The organism is Flavobacterium tegetincola DSM 22377 (genome assembly GCF_000425485.1).
GTDB classification, from domain to species: Bacteria; Bacteroidota; Bacteroidia; order Flavobacteriales; family Flavobacteriaceae; genus Flavobacterium; species Flavobacterium tegetincola.
Genome location: NZ_AUDN01000020.1, coordinates 1 through 19,416, shown reverse-complemented (window position 1 = coordinate 19,416; position 19,416 = coordinate 1). Strand labels below are relative to the sequence as shown.

The 19,416-nt window shown below is 37.7% G+C and carries 17 protein-coding genes; 4 read left to right on the top strand and 13 right to left on the bottom strand.

The genetic code is table 11. The features are described 5' to 3' along the window. The first annotated feature begins 5 nt into the window (after nucleotides 1–5). The gene (locus tag H602_RS0104075) at nucleotides 6–3,248 is read left to right on the top strand and encodes an efflux RND transporter permease subunit (RefSeq protein ID WP_026976863.1); all 3,243 of its coding nucleotides are present in this window, start codon (nucleotides 6–8) and stop codon (nucleotides 3,246–3,248) included. Beyond that, the gene (locus H602_RS0104070) at nucleotides 3,241–4,692 is read left to right on the top strand and encodes a TolC family protein (RefSeq protein WP_342663471.1); all 1,452 of its coding nucleotides are present in this window, start codon (nucleotides 3,241–3,243) and stop codon (nucleotides 4,690–4,692) included. The genes H602_RS0104075 and H602_RS0104070 overlap by 8 nt, the downstream gene beginning before the upstream one ends. A 449-nt stretch (nucleotides 4,693–5,141) precedes the next feature. Here the strand turns inward: H602_RS0104070 and xseB are convergent, their stop codons facing one another. The 13 genes from xseB to H602_RS0104010 all read right to left on the bottom strand — a co-directional run bounded on the left by xseB (nucleotide 5,142) and on the right by H602_RS0104010 (nucleotide 18,459). Further along, entirely contained in the window at nucleotides 5,142–5,339 is a 198-nt protein-coding gene (gene xseB / locus H602_RS0104065) for an exodeoxyribonuclease VII small subunit (RefSeq protein WP_026976861.1), read from the bottom strand. Then, the gene (xseA, locus tag H602_RS0104060; protein ID WP_026976860.1) at nucleotides 5,332–6,726 is read right to left on the bottom strand and encodes an exodeoxyribonuclease VII large subunit; all 1,395 of its coding nucleotides are present in this window, start codon (nucleotides 6,724–6,726) and stop codon (nucleotides 5,332–5,334) included. The genes xseB and xseA overlap by 8 nt, the downstream gene beginning before the upstream one ends. A gap of 134 nt (nucleotides 6,727–6,860) precedes the next feature. Then, nucleotides 6,861–7,748 (bottom strand): L,D-transpeptidase, encoded by an 888-nt coding sequence (locus H602_RS0104055; protein WP_026976859.1) that lies wholly within the window; start codon nucleotides 7,746–7,748, stop codon nucleotides 6,861–6,863. Between the two features lie 273 nt (nucleotides 7,749–8,021). After that, a complete protein-coding gene (locus H602_RS0104050) occupies nucleotides 8,022–8,744 on the bottom strand; it encodes a thioredoxin domain-containing protein (protein WP_342663475.1) in 723 nt (240 codons plus the stop codon). Then, nucleotides 8,672–8,866, bottom strand: a complete 195-nt coding sequence (locus H602_RS0104045; protein WP_026976857.1) for a hypothetical protein — start codon at nucleotides 8,864–8,866, stop codon at nucleotides 8,672–8,674. Before H602_RS0104045 ends, H602_RS0104050 begins: the two co-directional genes overlap by 73 nt. Nucleotides 8,867–8,966: 100 nt before the next feature. Next, nucleotides 8,967–10,244, bottom strand: a complete 1,278-nt coding sequence (locus tag H602_RS0104040; RefSeq protein ID WP_026976856.1) for a DUF445 domain-containing protein — start codon at nucleotides 10,242–10,244, stop codon at nucleotides 8,967–8,969. A gap of 10 nt (nucleotides 10,245–10,254) precedes the next feature. Beyond that, complete coding sequence (locus H602_RS19825; RefSeq protein WP_157504900.1) at nucleotides 10,255–10,431, bottom strand: hypothetical protein; 177 nt, start codon at nucleotides 10,429–10,431, stop codon at nucleotides 10,255–10,257. 356 nt (nucleotides 10,432–10,787) lie between these two features. Next, complete coding sequence (locus H602_RS0104035; protein WP_026976855.1) at nucleotides 10,788–11,621, bottom strand: DUF6503 family protein; 834 nt, start codon at nucleotides 11,619–11,621, stop codon at nucleotides 10,788–10,790. Nucleotides 11,622–11,844: 223 nt separating this feature from the next. Further along, the gene (locus tag H602_RS0104030; RefSeq protein WP_026976854.1) at nucleotides 11,845–13,038 is read right to left on the bottom strand and encodes an ABC transporter permease; all 1,194 of its coding nucleotides are present in this window, start codon (nucleotides 13,036–13,038) and stop codon (nucleotides 11,845–11,847) included. 7 nt (nucleotides 13,039–13,045) lie between these two features. Further along, nucleotides 13,046–14,002, bottom strand: a complete 957-nt coding sequence (locus H602_RS0104025; protein ID WP_026976853.1) for an HlyD family secretion protein — start codon at nucleotides 14,000–14,002, stop codon at nucleotides 13,046–13,048. 21 nt (nucleotides 14,003–14,023) lie between these two features. Next, complete coding sequence (locus tag H602_RS0104020) at nucleotides 14,024–15,397, bottom strand: TolC family protein (RefSeq protein ID WP_026976852.1); 1,374 nt, start codon at nucleotides 15,395–15,397, stop codon at nucleotides 14,024–14,026. 182 nt (nucleotides 15,398–15,579) lie between these two features. After that, entirely contained in the window at nucleotides 15,580–16,476 is an 897-nt protein-coding gene (locus H602_RS0104015) for a 3-hydroxyacyl-CoA dehydrogenase (RefSeq protein WP_026976851.1), read from the bottom strand. An 858-nt stretch (nucleotides 16,477–17,334) separates the two neighbouring features. Continuing rightward, on the bottom strand, nucleotides 17,335–18,459 hold the full coding sequence (locus H602_RS0104010) for an NADH-dependent flavin oxidoreductase (RefSeq protein WP_026976850.1): 1,125 nt from the start codon (nucleotides 18,457–18,459) through the stop codon (nucleotides 17,335–17,337). 317 nt (nucleotides 18,460–18,776) lie between these two features. Here H602_RS0104010 and H602_RS18155 point away from each other — a divergent pair, with 317 nt between their 5' ends. After that, nucleotides 18,777–19,103, top strand: a complete 327-nt coding sequence (locus H602_RS18155; RefSeq protein WP_051224169.1) for a hypothetical protein — start codon at nucleotides 18,777–18,779, stop codon at nucleotides 19,101–19,103. A 93-nt stretch (nucleotides 19,104–19,196) separates the two neighbouring features. Next, nucleotides 19,197–19,416: phage integrase N-terminal SAM-like domain-containing protein (locus tag H602_RS18150; RefSeq protein ID WP_342663474.1), on the top strand; the 220-nt coding region annotated here is incomplete at its 3' end.

Here is a 19,416-nt window from a genome sequence, read left to right as displayed (position 1 = left end):
AAATCATGTTTAAAAAATTTATACAAAGACCCGTCTTAGCAATTGTTATTTCGGTCATAATCGTATTCATGGGGTTGTTAGCAATCAAACAATTGCCTATTTCACAGTTTCCCGAGATTGCCCCTACAACCGTTAATATTTTCATTGCTTATCCAGGTTCGAGTTCAGATGTACTTGTTAAATCTACTTTAATTCCTCTTGAGACGGCCATTAACGGTGTGGAAGGAATGCGGTACATTGCTTCAGATGCTACAAGTGCTGGTGAAGGAACTTTACGTATCATTTTCGAACCAGGAACCGACCCAAATGACGCTGTGGTTAGGGTCAAAACTAGGGTCGATCAAGTGATGCCTTTACTGCCTGATTTGGTTCAAAGAGAAGGAGTTGTAATCACTCCTGTTCAGCCAAGTATGTTAATGTACATCAACTTGTTCAGTAAAAACAAAAACAACGACGAAAAATTCTTGTACAACTACGCTTATACTAAAATGATTCCTGAAATTCAGCGTCTTAAAGGTGTAGCAAGTGCCCAGATTCTAGGAAGTAGAAAATATGCGATGCGGGTTTGGTTGAAACCAGATCGAATGAGAGCCTATAAAATCTCGGCCACCGAAGTCATGGAAGCCATGCAAGAACAAAGTATCTTGGCACGTCCAGGTCGTTTAGGACAAAGTTCCGGTAAAAAGTCGCAATCTTTAGAATACGTGCTTACGTACCGCGACCGTTTTAGTGAACCTGATGAATATAAAAGTATCATTATCAAAGCAAACTCCGAAGGAGAAACCATTACTTTAGGCGACATTGCTGATGTAGAATTAGGGAGTGAATTTTATGATATTTATTCTAATTTAGATGGAAATCCTTCCGCTTCAATCGTTTTAAAACAGACATTTGGAAGTAACGGTAGCGATGTAATTAAAGAAGTAAAAGAAAAACTAGCCGACCTTGGTAAAGACTTACCTCCAGGAGTAGAATATAAAGTGAGTTACGATGTTTCCAATTTCTTGGATGCTTCGATTGAACAAGTACTGCATACTTTGCGAGATGCTTTTATCTTAGTGGCTATTGTTGTATTCTTATTTTTGGGTGACTGGCGCTCGACTTTAATCCCAATTATTGCCGTTCCCGTTTCGTTAATTGGTTCCTTTTTCATCATGCAAATGTTTGGACTTTCTATCAATTTAATTACCCTATTCGCGCTTGTATTGGCTATTGGTATTGTGGTCGATAATGCCATTGTCGTCGTCGAGGCAGTCCACGTCAAGATGCACGAGGAACACCTCTCCCCTTTCAAAGCTTCTCAAGAAGTCCTTGGTGAAATTGGTGGTGCCATTATCGCAATAACTTTGGTGATGGTTTCTGTTTTCATTCCTATTTCGTTTATGTCGGGTCCGGTTGGTGTTTTTTATAGACAATTCTCCATCACAATGGCAGGTTCTATTATCATTTCTGCTGTAGTAGCTTTGACGCTTACACCTGTTTTGTGTGCTATGTTGCTTCAAAATCCGCATGGAAAACCGCGTAAAAAAACGCCTATCAACCGATTTATTGATTGGTTCAACGGAAAATTTGACGTACTTACCAACCGCTATGTTGGGTTATTAAAATACATAGTCAGCCGTCGTGTAATTACTTTTGGAATCTTAATTGCTTTTTGTGTCGGAACTTATGTTACCAATGCCACTTTGCCTGCAGGATTTATTCCTAGTGAAGACCAAGGAATGATTTATGCCATTATTCAAACACCTCCAGGAGCTACTTTGGAAAGAACAAATGATGTAGCCAAAAGATTGCAAGCAGTTTGTGAAAAAGTAGAAGGAGTAGAGTCAGTGTCGTCTCTTGCCGGATATGAAATCATGACGGAAGGACGTGGTTCTAATGCAGGTACTTGTTTGATTAACTTAAAATCATGGTCCGATAGAAAACATACGGTTCATGAAATCATGGAAGAATTGGAAGAAAAATCCAAAGACTTAGGAGCTGTAATTGAATATTTCGAACCACCTGCAGTACCTGGTTTTGGTTCATCTGGTGGTTTCTCATTGCGTTTGTTAGATAAAACCAACGGAACAGATTACCACGAGTTTGATAAAATCAACAATGATTTCCTTGCCGAGCTAGCCAAAAGAAAAGAACTTTCTGGTGTTTTTACTTTTTATTCTGCCAATTATCCGCAGTACAAATTAGATATTGACAATAAAGCCGCCATGCAAAAAGGCGTTTCTATTGGAAGTGCCATGGAAAATTTAAATATTTTAATTGGTAGTACCTATGAACAAGGGTACATTAAATATGGTTATTTCTTTAAAGTATATACCCAAGCCGCTCCAGAATACCGCAAACTCCCTTCTGATTTAGAACAATTATTTGTGAAAAATGAAGCTGGAGAAATGGTTCCGTATTCTTCTTTCATGACCATGGAAAAAACCTTAGGTCCTAATGAAATTACGCGGTACAATTTGTACAATTCGGCTTCTATCCGTGGACTTCCTGCTAAAGGTTTTACAAGTGCCGATGCGATTGAAGCGATTAAAGAAGTCGCCAAAGAGAAATTACCTCATGGTTATGACATTGCATGGGAAGGTTTATCGTATGATGAAGCCAACCGAGGTAACGATGCGTTATATGTTTTTGGAATCGTACTTATCTTTGTTTACTTCGTACTTGCTGCTCAATACGAAAGTTTTTTACTTCCGTTTGCAGTACTACTTTCTTTACCTGTGGGCGTTTTTGGTTCCTTCTTGCTTTTGCAACTCATGGGACTGTCAAATGATGTGTATGCCCAAATTGGTGTCATTATGCTCGTCGGACTTTTAGGTAAAAATGCCGTTCTTATTGTGGAAGTCGCCGTTCAAAAACAAAATCAAGGCGCCACAATTTTAGAAGCCGCTATTGAAGGTGCTAAAATGCGTTTCCGTCCTATTTTGATGACTTCTTTTGCTTTTATTGCAGGATTAATTCCGCTGGTTATGGCTACTGGAGCAGGTGCTATTGGTAACCGTACTATTGGTGGTTCGGCACTTGGAGGTATGTTGATAGGAACTTTATTTGGTGTCATCCTCATTCCAGGACTCTATTATGTATTTGCAAAAATGTCTGAAGGTAAAAGCTTAATCAAAGATGAAAAATTTGAACCCGTTTCAGAAGAACTGATGCGAAAAAGTGATGGAGAAGGTTCGTTAAAAGCCAAACTTAAAGCAATGAACAAACAAATTAAACAATTACTGAAAAAAAATGAAAATGATTAAACCGATTTTCAATTATAAAATACCGCAGTCTGCACTTGCAGTGTTGCTTGCGGTTTCCGTATTACAAAGTTGTGTTCCAACACGGACTATTCGAAGTGAAAAAACAGATTTACCCGATACGTTTTCAAATGCTACAACAAACGATACAACAAGCACTGCATTAATTCAATGGAAATCCTTCTTTAACGATGAGGACCTCACTACTTTAATTGACTCTGCATTGGTACGCAACCAAGAGCTAAACATCATGTTGCAACAAGTAGACATAGCGCGAAATGAAATAAAAACCAGAAAGGGTGAATACCTTCCTTTTCTAGGCATTCAAGCGGCAGGTGAAGTTGAAAAAGTGGGAAGATACACCAGCCAAGGTGCCAACGATGCTACTACTGAAATCAAAGACGGAAAAGAATTTCCAGAACCTTTGACGAATTACAAAGTAGGTGCATTTGCAACTTGGGAATTAGATGTTTGGAAAAAATTACGAAATGCTAAGAAAGCAGCCGCCATGGAATACCTTTCTTCTGTGGAAGGAAAAAACTTTATGGTTACCAACTTGATTGCTGAAATTGCCAATTCGTATTACGAACTTCAAGCGTTAGACAGTAAACTTTCTATCTTAAAACAAAATTTAGAGCTTCAAAATACCGGTTTACGAACGATTCGCTTGCAAAAAGAAGCTGCAAAAGCTACTGAATTAGGTGTACAACGTTTAGAAGCAGAAGTATATAAAAATACGGGCGAATTGTATGCTGTTGAACAGGAAATTGTGGAGGTGCAAAACCAACTCAATTTTCTATTAGGTAGAATGCCGCAACCCATCGTTCGCAATTCCGATACTTTCATCGAAAAGAAAATCGATGACATCAATGTGGGTATTCCTTCACAGTTATTGGCAAATCGTCCAGACATCAGACAAGCGGAATTTGAATTGCAAGCCCGTAAATTAGATACCAAGTCAGCTCGCGCTAATTTCTATCCCAATTTTACACTTAAAGCAGGATTAGGTTTAGAATCCTTTAATTTAAAATACATTACAGAGACTCCTGCTTCTGTAATGTATGGTTTAGCCGGCGATATGGTAGCACCGTTAATTAACAGAAACGCTATTAAAGCGACCTATTACAATGCAAATGACAAACAATTGCAAGCTATTTTCGACTATGAAAAAACCATCTTAAACGCACATATCGAAGTTTTGAATGGCATGTCTAAAATTGCAAATCTAGCTAAGAGCTACGACCAGAAGGAAAAGCAAGTGGAAGCGCTAACCAATTCTATTGCCATTACCAATAAACTATTCCTGTCGGCTCGAGCTGATTATATGGAGGTATTACTAACGCAACGCGATGCATTAGAGTCCAAATTAGAATTGGTTGAAACTAAAAAAGAACAACTTTTGGCACATGTGAACCTGTACAAATCACTTGGAGGTGGTTGGAAATAAACTCCCGTCCATAAAATAAAGTTGGTTATTTATTGTTGTGAAATAGGGTTTTGCTTTTTAATTAAAGCAAGCCCTATTTTTTTTGCACTACTTGACTCTGTTCATGGATTTTATGTATTGCATCCAACTATTTTAAACAGACCGATACACTTTCATCTCGGCAAACATCTTGCTTGATGTATGCGATAACATGTCAAGTATAAATCGCATGATCCTTTACTAAAAATCCCCAAATACCGTGAGCATATCCAATGCTATGTACAGTAGAAAACGATTTGATTGCACTAAAGAAATAAACAAAAAAGTACTACTAATTTTCTACCTATTTTTAAGCTCAAAACCTTCCTAAATGTGTATCATGCAACTTGTGTAATTTTACACTGGCTACAAGGTTGATTCATTTTCACACCAGTCGCGGATTTTAAAGATAATTCTAATTCCTTAAAATCTTATTGTTCCAATTCCTTCAAGATCGTTTTTACATCGCCTTCAGTTGCTGTCAATTTTGCGTTGCAAATTTTAATTAATTCTGTAGCCCGCTTTAATTTGTCCGACAATTCGTCTATGGAAATTGCACCACTTTCCATTTCAGAAACGATGGATTTCAGTTCCTCAAAAGCTGCTGTGTAATTGGGTGTTTCAGTCATTTTTACTTGTATTTACAGTACTTATTAGTGTGCCTTGTTGCAATTGCGTTTCAATACGAGCGCCTTCCTCTAAACCTGCAACATTGCTTATGATTTTTCCATTGAGTCTCGTGATGCTGTACCCTCTTTTCAAGATATTTAAAGGATCCAACAACAGCATTGTTTGTGTAAAATTGGCTAGGTACAAACGCTCTTTTTCTATTTTTAATTGGGTTGCCACTTCTAATTTTAGAGTTGCTTGCTTCAAAATTTGCGTGTTTTCTGCAATACGAAATTGGGCCGTTGTTATAATTTTTTCTTGGATGGAATCCAACTTTTGATTATTTGCTTTAAGAAGCACATCACTCTGCAACAATATCTGATTTTTGAAAACCAAAATTGCTTGCTGATTTTGAACGACTTTATTTTGCGCTACCGCACGAAGCATTTTAAGCTCAGATTGCAATTTGGATCGTTCCAAAATAATCAAATATTTTGCTTTATCCACAATAGTTTGCCGTGCTCTCTTTAGTGGTTCCGAAAAATGATGGAATTTCTGAATTAAAAACTCCGCTATTTTTGAAGGAGTAATTGCATTTTGATACGAAACCATTTCACTCACCGTCAGATTTGTCGCGTGACCAATACCTGTTAAAACGGGAATTGGAAACGTAGCTATGGCTTTCGCCAACTGATAATTATTAAAACACGACAATCCTATATCTGCACCGCCGCCTCGAATAATTACTACCGCATCAAAGTGAGGTAAGACCTTCTCAATGCGCTTCAATTGTGCAGAAATTCCAGCAACCGCCTTTTCACCTTGCAAAATGGAAGGAAAAAGTAAATGAAAGAAGTTATAATTCCATTCATTATGGTCCAAAATAGTTAAAAAATCAGCATATCCTTTACTCGTTTCAACGGAAATTATGGCAATGCGCTTGCACAACAAAGGCATTTTTCTTGTTTTATTTAACTCGAAAATCCCTTCTAATTTTAGCCTGTCAATCGTTTCCTGTTTTTCACGATTCAAATCGCCTAACGTAAAGCTGGGATCGATATCTATAATTTGTAAGGATAGTCCATAGGTTGCATCAAAACTGATTTTAGCCAAAAACAAAATTTTAATTCCTTCTTTCAAAGGTTCTTGAAGCACCTTCAAAAAATTTTGATTGACCTTATAGAAATCGTCTCGCCACAAGATGGACTTGATTTGTGCAATTACCTTTCCGTCTCTTTTCTCTACCAATTCAGGATAACAATGTCCTGAATGACTGTAATAATTCAGCTTGTTTAATTCAGCTTTGATCCAAAAGGCCGATGTATAGCGTTCAGTTATGGTTTTCTGAACACTCTTGGCGACTTCTAAAAGTGAAAAAATCTGACGGTCCTCTATTATTTCAGACATTTTTAAAAATGCTTTTGGAGTAGTTATTCTATTAAAAAGAGCTCTAAGGTATACAATTTACTTACACAATCCTGAACAAAAGGTAACTTAAAAAAAAAGCCTCTCAACTGAAAGGCTTCTTGTTAGGTAGAACATTATTTATTAGTTGCGACTTCTTTTTGTGCTTTTCTATTGGTCTGAGCCGCTTTAATTTCAGTCAGGAAGGGTGAAACTACTTCTTCCAGTTCTTCTGCTGTAATGGTCAAAGCTTTTGGATCCTCAACTAATTTGAGCCAAGGTTTTGGAGCCTCAAAATCATACGAACCAAATATTACAGTGGGCGTTCCCTTCACCTTTACGGTTTCTGCATCAGCCAATACCCATTGATCTGCCCAATCGTACAGTATTTTTGCATCTTTTTCCTGCAATCTCATGCACGAGTGTGAAGCTGGGTATCCAGGTAACGAATATTCATGCCATCCCACTCCTTCTAAATTTTCGACATTAAAATTCCACTTTAATTTCCATTCGTCGTCAAACGTGCTGATGGTTTCTTCTGCTTTCCAGTTGCTGAAAAACAGTCCCGTTGGCGTTTTATGTTTCTTGCTTCCCATATTGGTTGGCCCAGTGTGGATCAATGCACCCTTTTCATACGTTGCAAAAGTCTGCGATGGATAGGAGAAAAATATAATTTTATCTACACTTTGCAATGCTTTCACTTCAAGCGGAAACGGCATATAGTAAGCAATATCACCCGAAAAATCCTTTGGAATTATAATAGAATCCATCGTAGTAATATTTTTAGCGTCCGTACGGTTGGCAGCTAACACTAAGTTCATTTTCTGTGAATCGTCCTTATTTGCCGCGAGCCAATCCTTAGTAAACGCCATTACAAAAGTCGGATCTTTAGGTTCCACTCTTTCGGGAAGCACAACTTTGGTATTTTCCTTGTCTACTTTCGCAGCGCCGTCTGTTGTTTTATCTTTGCAAGAAGTCACAGCGACTAATAAAATAGCGCTAAACTTCAGTAATATCTTTTTCATAATTGTATTCGGTCAGGTGTTTTTTAAACTTTTTTAGTGTGAAAATAGTTGTGAAAAAGCTTCTAATTAGACCTATTTACAACTATTTCTACCAACTGCAATATAATAACAATCACCCTGTGACTGTCTTATACCTTTTCTGAAATAACTTATAAGGTACCCATCCATTTTTCCAACTGATGAACTTGTATTGCATCGATTTCCTACTATAAAGTGTTTTAGTACCGCATGAATTTGATAGAATTACATCATACTGAAGGTTGAATTCTTTCCTTAAAGAATTTCAAAAAACACATCAGGATTTTCAGACATTTTCAACTTGACAATGTACTCTTTGTATTTATTTTTCTTTGCCTCGTCCCAGTTTTTACTATTTGGATCGCTTACCTCTTTTAAAACAATGGTTTGCAAATAACTGAATTCTGTACCCGATTTAATTCCGCTTTCAAAACCAGTTAACCCACTCAAATTGTTGATCCAATATTGAAAAAACCCATTATCTGAAGATTGTACCACGTTTTTCAAGATGATGTAACTTTTCTTGGTTGGCAATTCTCCTTTACGAAAAGAGTCGTATAATTCTTGGGTCACTTTATTAAGAAGTTGCGTATTTTCTTGGATGACCAAAAAACTACTGAACGCGTACAGTGTACGAACGGTTCGATCTCCTGCCTCGTATTTCGACTTTAAGCCTGCAGCGTTAAAGGCTGGAAATAACGCTTTTTTCCCTTCCGAAATTATAAATTCGGCATTGATTTCTGGAGTACTATAATGCAAGAACTTTTTATCTTTGTCGAAGTACAATAACACCGGAACACTGTTAAAATTAAGATGCGCATTCTTCAAAAAAGCGTGCTCCTGCGCAGGCAATTCGTTATAGGTGTTCATCGCATAACTAATGTAATTCGCATTGTAGTATTCGCTCACTTCGCTATCTTCGCGAAGCAATTTCCCCAAACGCTTGCATACCGAACAATCTGAATTAAAATATTCAATGAATACGGGTTTGTTTTGCTGTTGCGTTTTTGAAAAGCAGTTTCCAGCGCTGTTTCAAATACCACTTGCGCTTGCAGCACTGCGAATGTAAAAAATAAGAACAGAACAGATACTTTTTTCATTGCTGGCAATTTTAGTGCATTTTGAGACTGCCAACTTACTACAGTTTGAATGAAATTACAATCTATTTCAGAATACCTTATACTTTTTGATTTCGGCCTTTTAATTCAGCAGTAATTTTATAGAAGCAATTATGATCCCAACTAATCCGCCAACCACGGCACCATTGAGTCGGATGTATTGCAAATCGCTACCCACTTTGCCTTCAATTTGAGCAACTAGTTCTTCATTATCCAGTTTGATTAAACTCGTACGCACCATATTTCCAATCTCGCCATGAAATTTTGTCAGCAGTTCTGAAACCGATTCGGTAATCCAATGGTTGATCTTATCTTGCGCTTCCTTGTCTTGTTGCAAGTCTATTATCATGCGGTTTAAATGGGTTATTAAAAACTGCATTAAACCGGTTTCATTATTTTCCAGTTGTTTGGAAATGGACTTTTTCCAATTGGACATCAAGTGTGCCAGCGTATTTTCGGTCTCCAAGTAAGCAATCAATTTTAGTTTGAGTGTGTCAATGATGCTGATGGCACTTTCGTCGCCTTCCGATAATTTTTGTGCAAATTCAAGCATCCAAGTGTCAAATTTAATTCGGATCGGATGTTGTGGATTTTCTTTGGCTTCGGTTAATAATTCGCTTGTTTTAAACAGTAGTTCAGCGGTAATTTTATCAAGATCGATGCCACCGGTTTTCTTTGCCAGAAATAAAGTTGCTTTCTTAAAGAAACCTTCTTCACCGTATTCTTGAATGGCTTCTTCTAATTTTGAGAGAATTAATTCCTTGCTTTCTACGTTATTCAATGATTTTTCGCTGGCTTCAATGACCAATTCCCACAACTTGTTATGGTCGCCATTGTGAATTGATTTTTCCAAAAAAGCGCCCATAGTAGGTGCCAAATCAATGGCTGCAATTTGTTTGTTGATTATTTTTTGAACGGCATTTACAAATTCGGGACTGTCCATTTCTGCAGTCAATTTCAACGCCATTTCACGAATAAAACTTACCGTTTTTTGCTGACTGTTTGGGTTTTGCAAAAATTCTAAAATGGCCGAAGCCACGTCTACTTCACTTAATTTTTCCGTTATTACTTCGGGAGAAAGCCATTTATTGGTTACCAAATCCACAATACCTTCGGTCAATTTAGTTCTGTTCTTGACAATAATATTGGTATGCTTTCTGATATATGGGATTTTAATTTCATGGAATAATGCCCGAACTGCAAACCAGTCGGCTACACCACCAATGGTTGCCGCTTCAAAACCAGCTCGTGCAATGTTCCAACCTGGATGTACTAAAAATTGAAAATGCAACAGTATTTCAAGCAACACCAATCCCGAAAAGGCGATAATTAGTGAAATAGTTCCGAGATTATTTTTCATTTAAATATATTTAATGCTTCTGTAAGATTGCAATGTATTCGGTAATGGACCTAATTATCTGTACTACAAACGTACACGAATCCACCTCTACTACAGCAGCGACTTCTATCTTTAAATGTAAGAAATTTAATTTGTTCAAACTAGAATTGATGGTCAATTTCACAGAAAAATAGTGTTGTAATTCCATTGATTGATATTTGACACTTGTAAACTGTTTCCTTTAACTGAAGAGTATTCAGTGCATTTTTAAAAGGACATTTCTATACAGATGCGCAAGTAAGCAATGCGGAATTTAGTAAAATACAATCTTCCACTATAAAATCTGAATTAGAGATAACTATTTTGTAAGCAAAACTCTACTAAAAAGCGGGTCTTTTATTTCAAAATACAAGTATTAACACTGCAGCTAATAACTGTTCTTCTTAATTGCGAATTTCGATTAATCTTGCTGTCAATTTTAAAAACAATTGAGCAATTCATAGTCTAGTCTGCGCTAAAATGTATTTAACGATACAAGCCAAATGCTCAAATTGCATCAACCATTTATTGCATAAAATCTGCTTTTTGTAATCCGTTATTAAATTTCACATTGGACCAATTTACTACTATCCAAGGCTCAGCAGTTACCATTGCATCCCAGTTGGAGGCTTTGTATCTGCGTTTTGTAGGCAATAACAACCCTTCGATATTCTCGTATTCTAGCTCCATCAATAATGGGTCAGCCTTTCCGAAATCCATAACGGTAAAAAGAAACTGGTCCACTAACTGGGTCTTTTTATTGATGTACAATTGGTAAATATCTGTAGGCTTGTTGTCCTTTGCTTCAAAACTCACTTTGACCACATCGTACGTAGCATCACCTATTTTTTGTTCTTTTATATATTCGTATTGTAGTCCGGGGTCCGTCAATTTCTGCATCATTGTAAACCAATAAAAATTGGTCGGACGATTAAAGGCCACTTTTTTCAAAGCTTCAGCATCTGTAATAGCTACGCCTTCATGCTTTAGCCAATAGGTAGTTCCATCGTAACCTTGCTCTATAAGTCCAGGATATTGAGTCAGCGTTCGCTCGTGTTTTTGATAAGCACCATATGATAATTCTCCGTCAAAGAGGTATTGTTCTTTTACTACATCTTCCATACCATCCGGCGTTTTATAAGAGTAAGTATACACCACATCTTTCTTATCCCTAAGTTGCATGTAATCTCCTACTTTCTGAGTCATATCGTATACCAATTGATGCGCTTTATTTTGAAAAGTTGGCGCAGCTTCTTCCGTTACAGTAACAACCGATTCCGTCGCTTTTTCTGATGGGTTTTCTTTACAAGAAAGGATAGTAAATGTGGATACGATGCCAAGTAGTAAATAGATTCTCATTTATGGATGCTTTGTAAATTAAAATTAATCATTTTTCATGCCCTTCAGCTTTAGAAAAATTATCTGTTTGTCGCTATTGATTTTTCAAATATATACGATAAATGCTACAATAAAAACGATTTTAAAAAAGTAACCTAACTTTAACATCGGGAAATGCGTGACTTTGTGGTACACTTTTGAAACTGAAATACATCAAGTTGCAAGGTGTCCATTATCTTTTTATTTAGCGTTGCTGCTCCTCTATTGGTTCTTCCACTACTTGCAACTTCTTGGTATGTTTATTTATTTTAAATTGTAGTAAAGTTACCATCGCGATAAAAGTTATCGCAATAATCAGCAATAATTTATTGATTTCGGGCATTATGGAAGCCACATTACCGCCGTAAAAAGCAATTTTTCTGAATCCACTTAAAAATTGCGTCAGCGGAATAAATTGGGCCACATTCGCAATTGCACTTGGAAACGCTGATGTGGGCCATGTAAATCCGCTTAGTACAAATGCGGGAGTTGAAATGACCATCAAAAGTTCCGTTGCTTTCAACTGGCTTGGAATGGCCAACGAAAACAGCATTCCAATACACATTGATGCCAAAGTCAACAGGAACACCAAAAGCAGCATGGGGAAATTGAATACGTCTGCTTCAATTTTAAAATAGGGAATAAAACTACTTACAATCCCCCACATGATTGGAATCATGATGAAAAACGGCGTCGCTTTTACAGCAATATGGTATAATGAAAGTTTGCTTTCCTGCACCAAACTGCCAAAATAATTGTCTTCAAAATCTCGGGCAAAAACCAGTGCCATGGCTAGAAAGATAATTTGCTGCATGATTGCCGCAAGCATTCCCGGTAGCATAAAAGTAACATAGTTGCCACTAGAATTATAGAGTTTATTGAAATTAATCTTAAAACTTTCGTAAGTAGCGGCGGCTTTTACAGCAGGAATACCTGATTTTTTTAATCCTTCGATTTCAATACCAGCATTTAGGGTCATCAGTACTGATTGAATCCCTTTACTCGCTGTGTTGGCGTTTACGATATTGGCCATATTCAAATCAACGCGTATTTCGGGATGCCGTTTTTGGAAGATATCTGCTTCAAAATTAGAAGGTACGGTGATTACCGCGGCATATTCTTTTACAGGCATATCTGCTAGGATATTTCCCGGCGAATATCGAATATCGCTTACATACAAGACTTCATTGTCTGAAAACGCGTCAATGATTTTATCAGAAGTCGGGCTGCGGTCTTGGTCCACAATCACAATAGGCAAATCAACCACTTTTCCTTGTTGGTACACATATCCAAATATGATTCCATAAAAAATAGGCGCTCCAATAAAGATGGCAAGCAAGACATTATTGGAAAAAATGCGTGAAAATTCGACCCGGACTAATCTGATAAAATCATTCATACTGTTATTATTTTAGAAGAATAGTGGCGTTTAGAAAGAACGACTGGTCGGTTATTTTTGACGTAGGAAGTATCTTTAATTCATAAATGGATTCTGATAAATCATACAAAGGAGCAGTGCTTGTTACATCGGCATACGCTGCAATTTGCTTGATGACTACTACTTCGCCTGCCGTTTCTGTTTTGGTATATGGATTGACCAACGTAACCTTATTCCCTACCTTAAAATCATATATTTTTGATTCGGGAATGGTAAATCTAAAGTACATGCTGTTTTTTTCATACCCATTGAAGAGTGTGAAACCTGGCGTTAAAAGTTCGCCCACATGCAAGGAGATTGTTTCGATGGTCATGTCAGCTGGAGCAATCAAATACTTTTCACTTTCCGCAGAAAGCACTTCCTCTTTTGCCCCAACGGCACGGTTCAATTGTCCCTTGGCCTGGTCTAGTTGTTCGCTTCGAGCACTTGAACCTATTTCTTTTCTTTTGGCATTCAATGAGGAAACTTGTGCTTTTGCCATTTCCAGTTTCATTTTTACTTCGTCCAATTGCTGTAAACTAACGAGTGAATCTTTGTACATTGCATTCAGTCGGTTGAAGGATTCTTGCGCAAAATTCAATTGGGCTTTTCCGGCGTCAATCTGACCGTCAATTTGACTCAACTGTTCTGCCGTGGCACCTTTACTCGCCATATTCAATTGGCCTTGAGCCGAAGTAATTGCCCCTTCCGCCTGCATCATTTTCGCGTTGACTTCGGGAATATCTATAAAAGCAAGCGTATCTCCTTTTTGAACGGTTTGGCCTTCTTTTACGTACAATTTACTAACTCTACCGGCAAGTTTGCTACTTACGGCAATGGTTTCAAACTTTACTTTTCCCTGATAACCTGTTATGGTTTCTTTTCCACATGAAGTTGCAAGTCCTATTAGGATGGTCAAAGGAATTATTTTTAGAATAGCTTTCATTTTTAAACTTTTTTCAGGTGATTAATACGCGAGAACTCCTTTTGCAAAAAGAAGATTGGCAACCGCTCTTCTTTGCTCAAAATAAGATTGCTGCAATTTAAAGTGGGCTTTTTCCACTTCATTTAACGCATCTAAAACTTCTTTTATTGACGTCAATGCATTGCGGTATTGCTTGTCTACCATTTCGTAGGTTTCTTCTGCTAACTCAATTTCTTTTTGAATCATGTCCGTATTTTGTAACGCTGCTTCGTATTCCAATTGGGCTTTGACCACGCTTAAAGCAATCATTTCATCTGCTTCTTCTACTTGTTGGCGGTATTTCTGGCCTTCAATCAACGACTGTTGGCTTTTCAGCCGCGATTCGTTTGCATCAAAAACATTCCACTTGATGCCGACACCAATGTACCATCTGGGGTCAAACAACGATAAATCGTTTTCTAGAAATTCATAATGTCCTTTTAGTGCTAATTTGGGAATGAAACTGCTTTTTTCCATCTTGGACTTAAATAACGTTGCCTTTTCAGCTTCCTCCAATGCTTTAATTTCATTTCTTTTCTCTGTTTTGCCAGAACCTTCAATAGCGAAGGGTTGCAAAGTTGGTTCAAGCAGCATCAGCGTTTCTTTACTTTCATTGGTAAGTTGGTGCAAGACTTCAATAAGCAACTGTTTGTTCTGATTGAATTCTAACATTTTACCTGCGAGTTGCAATTGTGCCAATTCTATTTTCTTACGACCAATAGGTGTTGCCAATCCGTTTTCAATTGCTTTTTTGACATAAAACTCTTGCTCTTTTAGATAGTTTTCAGAAGTCGTCAGTACTTTTTTTGATGCATATACTAAAGCCAGTTTGTCGTAAGTTTCAATAATATTCAGTGCAATTTTATCCTTTTCGGCCAAAGCCAAATACTGCAACGATGCCTCTTTGGATTTACTTGCTTTGAATGCATTACGTGCTTCCAGTCCCGTGAATAAAACCCAGTCCACATCAACAGATGATTTTAAAATGTCTTTGTTCTGCAAATTGGGAACAGCTTCTAGCGGAAATCCATCTGGAAAAGCACTGTTAAACGGTATACCGGTGGCTTCTTTAATCAATAGCTTCTGGGTTGCCAATAAAAGATTTTGAGTATTGTCGTCAAAGGTGATGTCGTCGTCCAGTCGGGTGTAACTTCCGTTGAACGTTACTTTGGGAAGGAATACCGATTTCGCTTTGGTCTGGTCGATTCGCGCTTGAGCAGCGTCAAAATTTTTAATTTGCACATTATGGCTTTTTTCCAAACCTTTTGTAATCAATTTTTTTAATTCGGGGTCTAATTGTTGGGAACATACCACCGAAGTCGTAAAGAACGAAAAGAAGAGAAAAAGTCGGCTTGTTGAAAGTAATTTTATTTGCATAACAAATAGCAATTTATAATTCTTACGTAAATTTATAAAAAGTAAAGCGGCAATTCATTTTAATGCTTTACTACTTCATTAAAAAATCAGTTAAGCATTGCAACCTCAACACCAGCTGCTTAACCATATAAGGAAACAAATACGGTCAACACTTTGCAGTTTGACCGTATTTGTTTCTTCTATTATTTCAAAAATGCTTCCTCTTTGTAGGCAGGATTTGGATACTGATAAAATCCTTCACCGGTGGCAACGCCGAGTTTATTGGTATCTATAAAGTTTTCCTTTAAAAAGGCTACCGTTTTGATTCTAATTGGGTCCTTTGTTTTTTCGGCATTCATTTTTATAACATTGTATAAAGTAGTAATCCCAACGACGTCTACCATTCCAAATGGACCTGCAGGAGCGCCGGTTGCTTTCATCCATGTTTTATCAATTGTGTGCGCATCGGCCACTTCGCTTAATAGTAAATCCGTAGCGGAATAAAAGAAAGGCACCAACATTGAGTTGATGATGTAACCCGGTTGTTCCTTTTTTAGAGGCAAAGCCAGCATTCCAATAGCTTTGGAGAACGCAACAATATCCTCAAAAACTTTTGGGTCGGTCCCGGGATGTCCCATAATTTCTGCGGTATTGTGTTTCCAAATACTGTTGGCAAAGTGCAATGCAAGAAATTGCGAAGGTCTTCCCGTTGCGTCTGCAAATTCACTAGGCAACATGGTAGAAGAATTGGTTACAAATACCGTTTTTGCAGGAGCGACCTTTGCTAGTTTTTCGTAAAAGCCAATTTTGATCGTTGGATTTTCAGGCACCGATTCAATCAGTAAGTCGGCATTTTTTACCGCTTCCGCTAAATCTGACGAATAAGTTAAATTATCAAATGTTTGCTTTAATTGTTCTGGTGTCGCATTCAAATCTTTGGTAAATTCCTTGCTCAGACCGTCAAATTTAGCTTTGGCACGTTCTAAAGCGGCGTCATTAATATCATAAACTGTGACTTGAAAACCATGAAAAGCGGTTTGGAAGGCAATTTGAAATCCCAAAACGCCACTTCCTGCGACTGTAATATTTTTGTAGTTCATCTTGTAGTATTTATTTTGTGTTTATAATTCGATTTTGTAGAAAAGTGTCTAATTTGACGCTTGTTTCTTTGGTAGTGAAGACTATTTTAAAACAATTCCTGTAGAAATTTCACAAGGATAACTTTAAATATGTAGGCTAAAATTATGTTGCAAAAAGGTCAGTAATCTGTAAAAAATATTTAGACAGTACCGTTTCACGAATTTACGAAATTTAGCCCGTTAAATTGTATGTAATTTCTAATAGATCTTACAAGTTTGAAAACTATATGGAGATCATCAAATAAATGTAAAGCGTGAAAAATAGAGAACCTCCTTTTTGAAAGTTTTTTCCCGTTCTACTAGGTTGTGGTATAAATGTAATCCATCCGGAATTATAAACGGTGCCGTGAAATAGTGCAACTCTAAAATATTGGTTTTCAAAAATTAACATGTTCGTATCCAATACTTTACTTAAAGATTTATTGAAGTGTTACAAATCATACGAAAGTTGCAAATGCAAAAGCTAAAATAATTTGACAAAGAAAAAATGAAATGGATGAGCGTTTGCGTCAACAGTTGCTCCACTTCACTTCAAATTATTCTCATATGATTTTCAAAACTAAAAACATACGGCCAGAAGTAAGTGACTGACCGTATGGATTATTTATGTGTACTGTTCACAAAAATTAGTGCTGTTTTTTGTTGCAAAAAGAGACGTGAGCCTGCGTTAAAAATACGCAAAATAACACTGTATTTTCATTTTAAAAATTGATGCGAAACTGCAAAATTTTTAAAATGATACACCATTACAATGCATGGCACTGCGGTACCGATCTTAGAAACATGAAAGGTCGCATGAATGAGACAGGAATTACTGCATTATTTTTTAATTGGCATCCAATCTCCGTTGGAAATGAGTCGCTCCCAAAGTGGATCTGGAATTTTAAGTGCCGATTGGTCGTTGAGATCCAATTCGGTTTTTATCTGATCCGTTGTATTGTTTTCTACTTTTATTAACCATTTTGGGTCCATCAACAATTCTCTTGCCATTGCAACTAAAGGAATTCCAGTATGCAAAACGCGGGTTACTTCTTCTGGTGTGTGGATATTTCCAACACCAATCACCGGAAGTTTGGCACCCACTTGCGCTGCGATAAGCTGTGTTCTAGGCGTTGCATCAGTCGTGTCCCGTATTGAACCTCCCCAGAAATCCATTACCGAAACATGCAGATAATCTAGTTTTTTCATTGCAAGCGCTTCCACCAATTGCAGTGTATCCTTGATTGTAATGCCTGGATTTTCCGCTTCTTCTGGCGAAATACGGTACCCCACCAAAAATGGTCGTGGCGCAAGTGCTGCTGCTTTTAAAACAGCATCTGTTACCGCTAGTGGGAAATTCATTCGGTTTTGTAAGCTTCCACCCCATTTGTCGGTTCTAAGGTTGGAATGCGGCGAAAAGAATTGCTGAATTAAATAGGTATTCGCACCGTGGATTTCCACACCGTCAAAACCGGCCGCGATTGCACGACGCGTGGCTTCTCCATAAGCGGCAATTGTTTCCTCAATTTCAGTCGATGTCATTTCTCTTGGTACTTGAGCGTCTTCGCGTTCTGCAGCAACCGCACTAGCACTGATGGATTGGCCGTCCGCCAATTCTTCGGGAGCCGACATTCGTCCTCCGTGGTGGATTTGGAGTACGGCTTTGTTGCCGTTTTCTTTTAAAGTCGTTGCGATTCGTTGTAAACTAGGAATCATTACATCCGTATCTACTCCGATCTGGCCGTGAAATGCTTTTCCTTGTTTAGTTACGTACGCACAAGCGGTAAGTAATAATCCAGCCGTCTGGTTGCGTTCGCGGTAATACTCAATTTCTGCATCGTTGGTTGTCCCGTCGTCGTTTCCGGAATAGGTGGTCATTGGAGCCATTACAATGCGACTCGTTATTTCAATACCTGAAACAGGAAAAGTAAAAGGCGAAAGGATATTTTTAGTACTTGAATTCATTTTTGTTTGTAAATTTTAATTAAACAACGTTTGGGATTTGGTCAGAACACCATTCTATCGGACGATTTTCAGGTTGCTATCGCTTGACACTGCCGCAGTGGTTCTGCAGTTCCTTTTGCAAAAATACGAAGTGTGGAAACAAACAGTTGTTTAAGGAACGTTAAAGAATTTCAGGTTGACATCTGGTATGCTATTGAGTAGTTGCTATTAAGCATTAACATTCCACACATGTTATAAAGACGCTATATATACGCTATAAAAGTATCTTACATCACTATTTAGTAGTAACTTAGTTCCTGTAATAAAATTCGACAAGTATGGCAAAGCAAAAAGGAATCATTCAGTTGGAAGGCACTTTGGGCGGTATCAATTTTTATATGCGAAAAGGTGTTGCTGTGGCGCGAAAAAGTGGTGGCGGTTTCAATGGAAAAGCGATAAAAAGTAAGACTTCGATGGTACGCGTGCGCGAGAATGGCAGCGAATTTGGCGCCGCTTCTCGTGTTAAAAAATTGCTTCGCTTGTCTTTGCAAGAGTATTTATTGCACAGTATTGACGGCACGCTGCACGGAAGAATGATGGCGCTTGTACAAGAAATTAAAGTCTGCGACTTGTCTAGTGCACGTGTTGAACTAAACCTTCGGTAGCGTATTACCTGAAAATGTTAGTCCTTTGTAAAACTAATTAAAAATTAATTACAATGACAAAAAAAAGCAGATGAGTTAGTTGGATCCAACACAATTCTGAGTCGAGCCGTTGCTCAAGTTCCTGAATTTGCAGAATTACTTCACCGATTTGAACGAGCGATGTCCATTTTAGGCAGGAGCGACAGTACCTACAGGAATTATGCCCAACATGTTGCATCAATAGCATTGCACTTTGGTAAAATCCCAACCGAATTGGATGTAGAGCAAGTCCAAGAATACTTGTATACGCTCCAAAAACGTTCCAAAACACCTT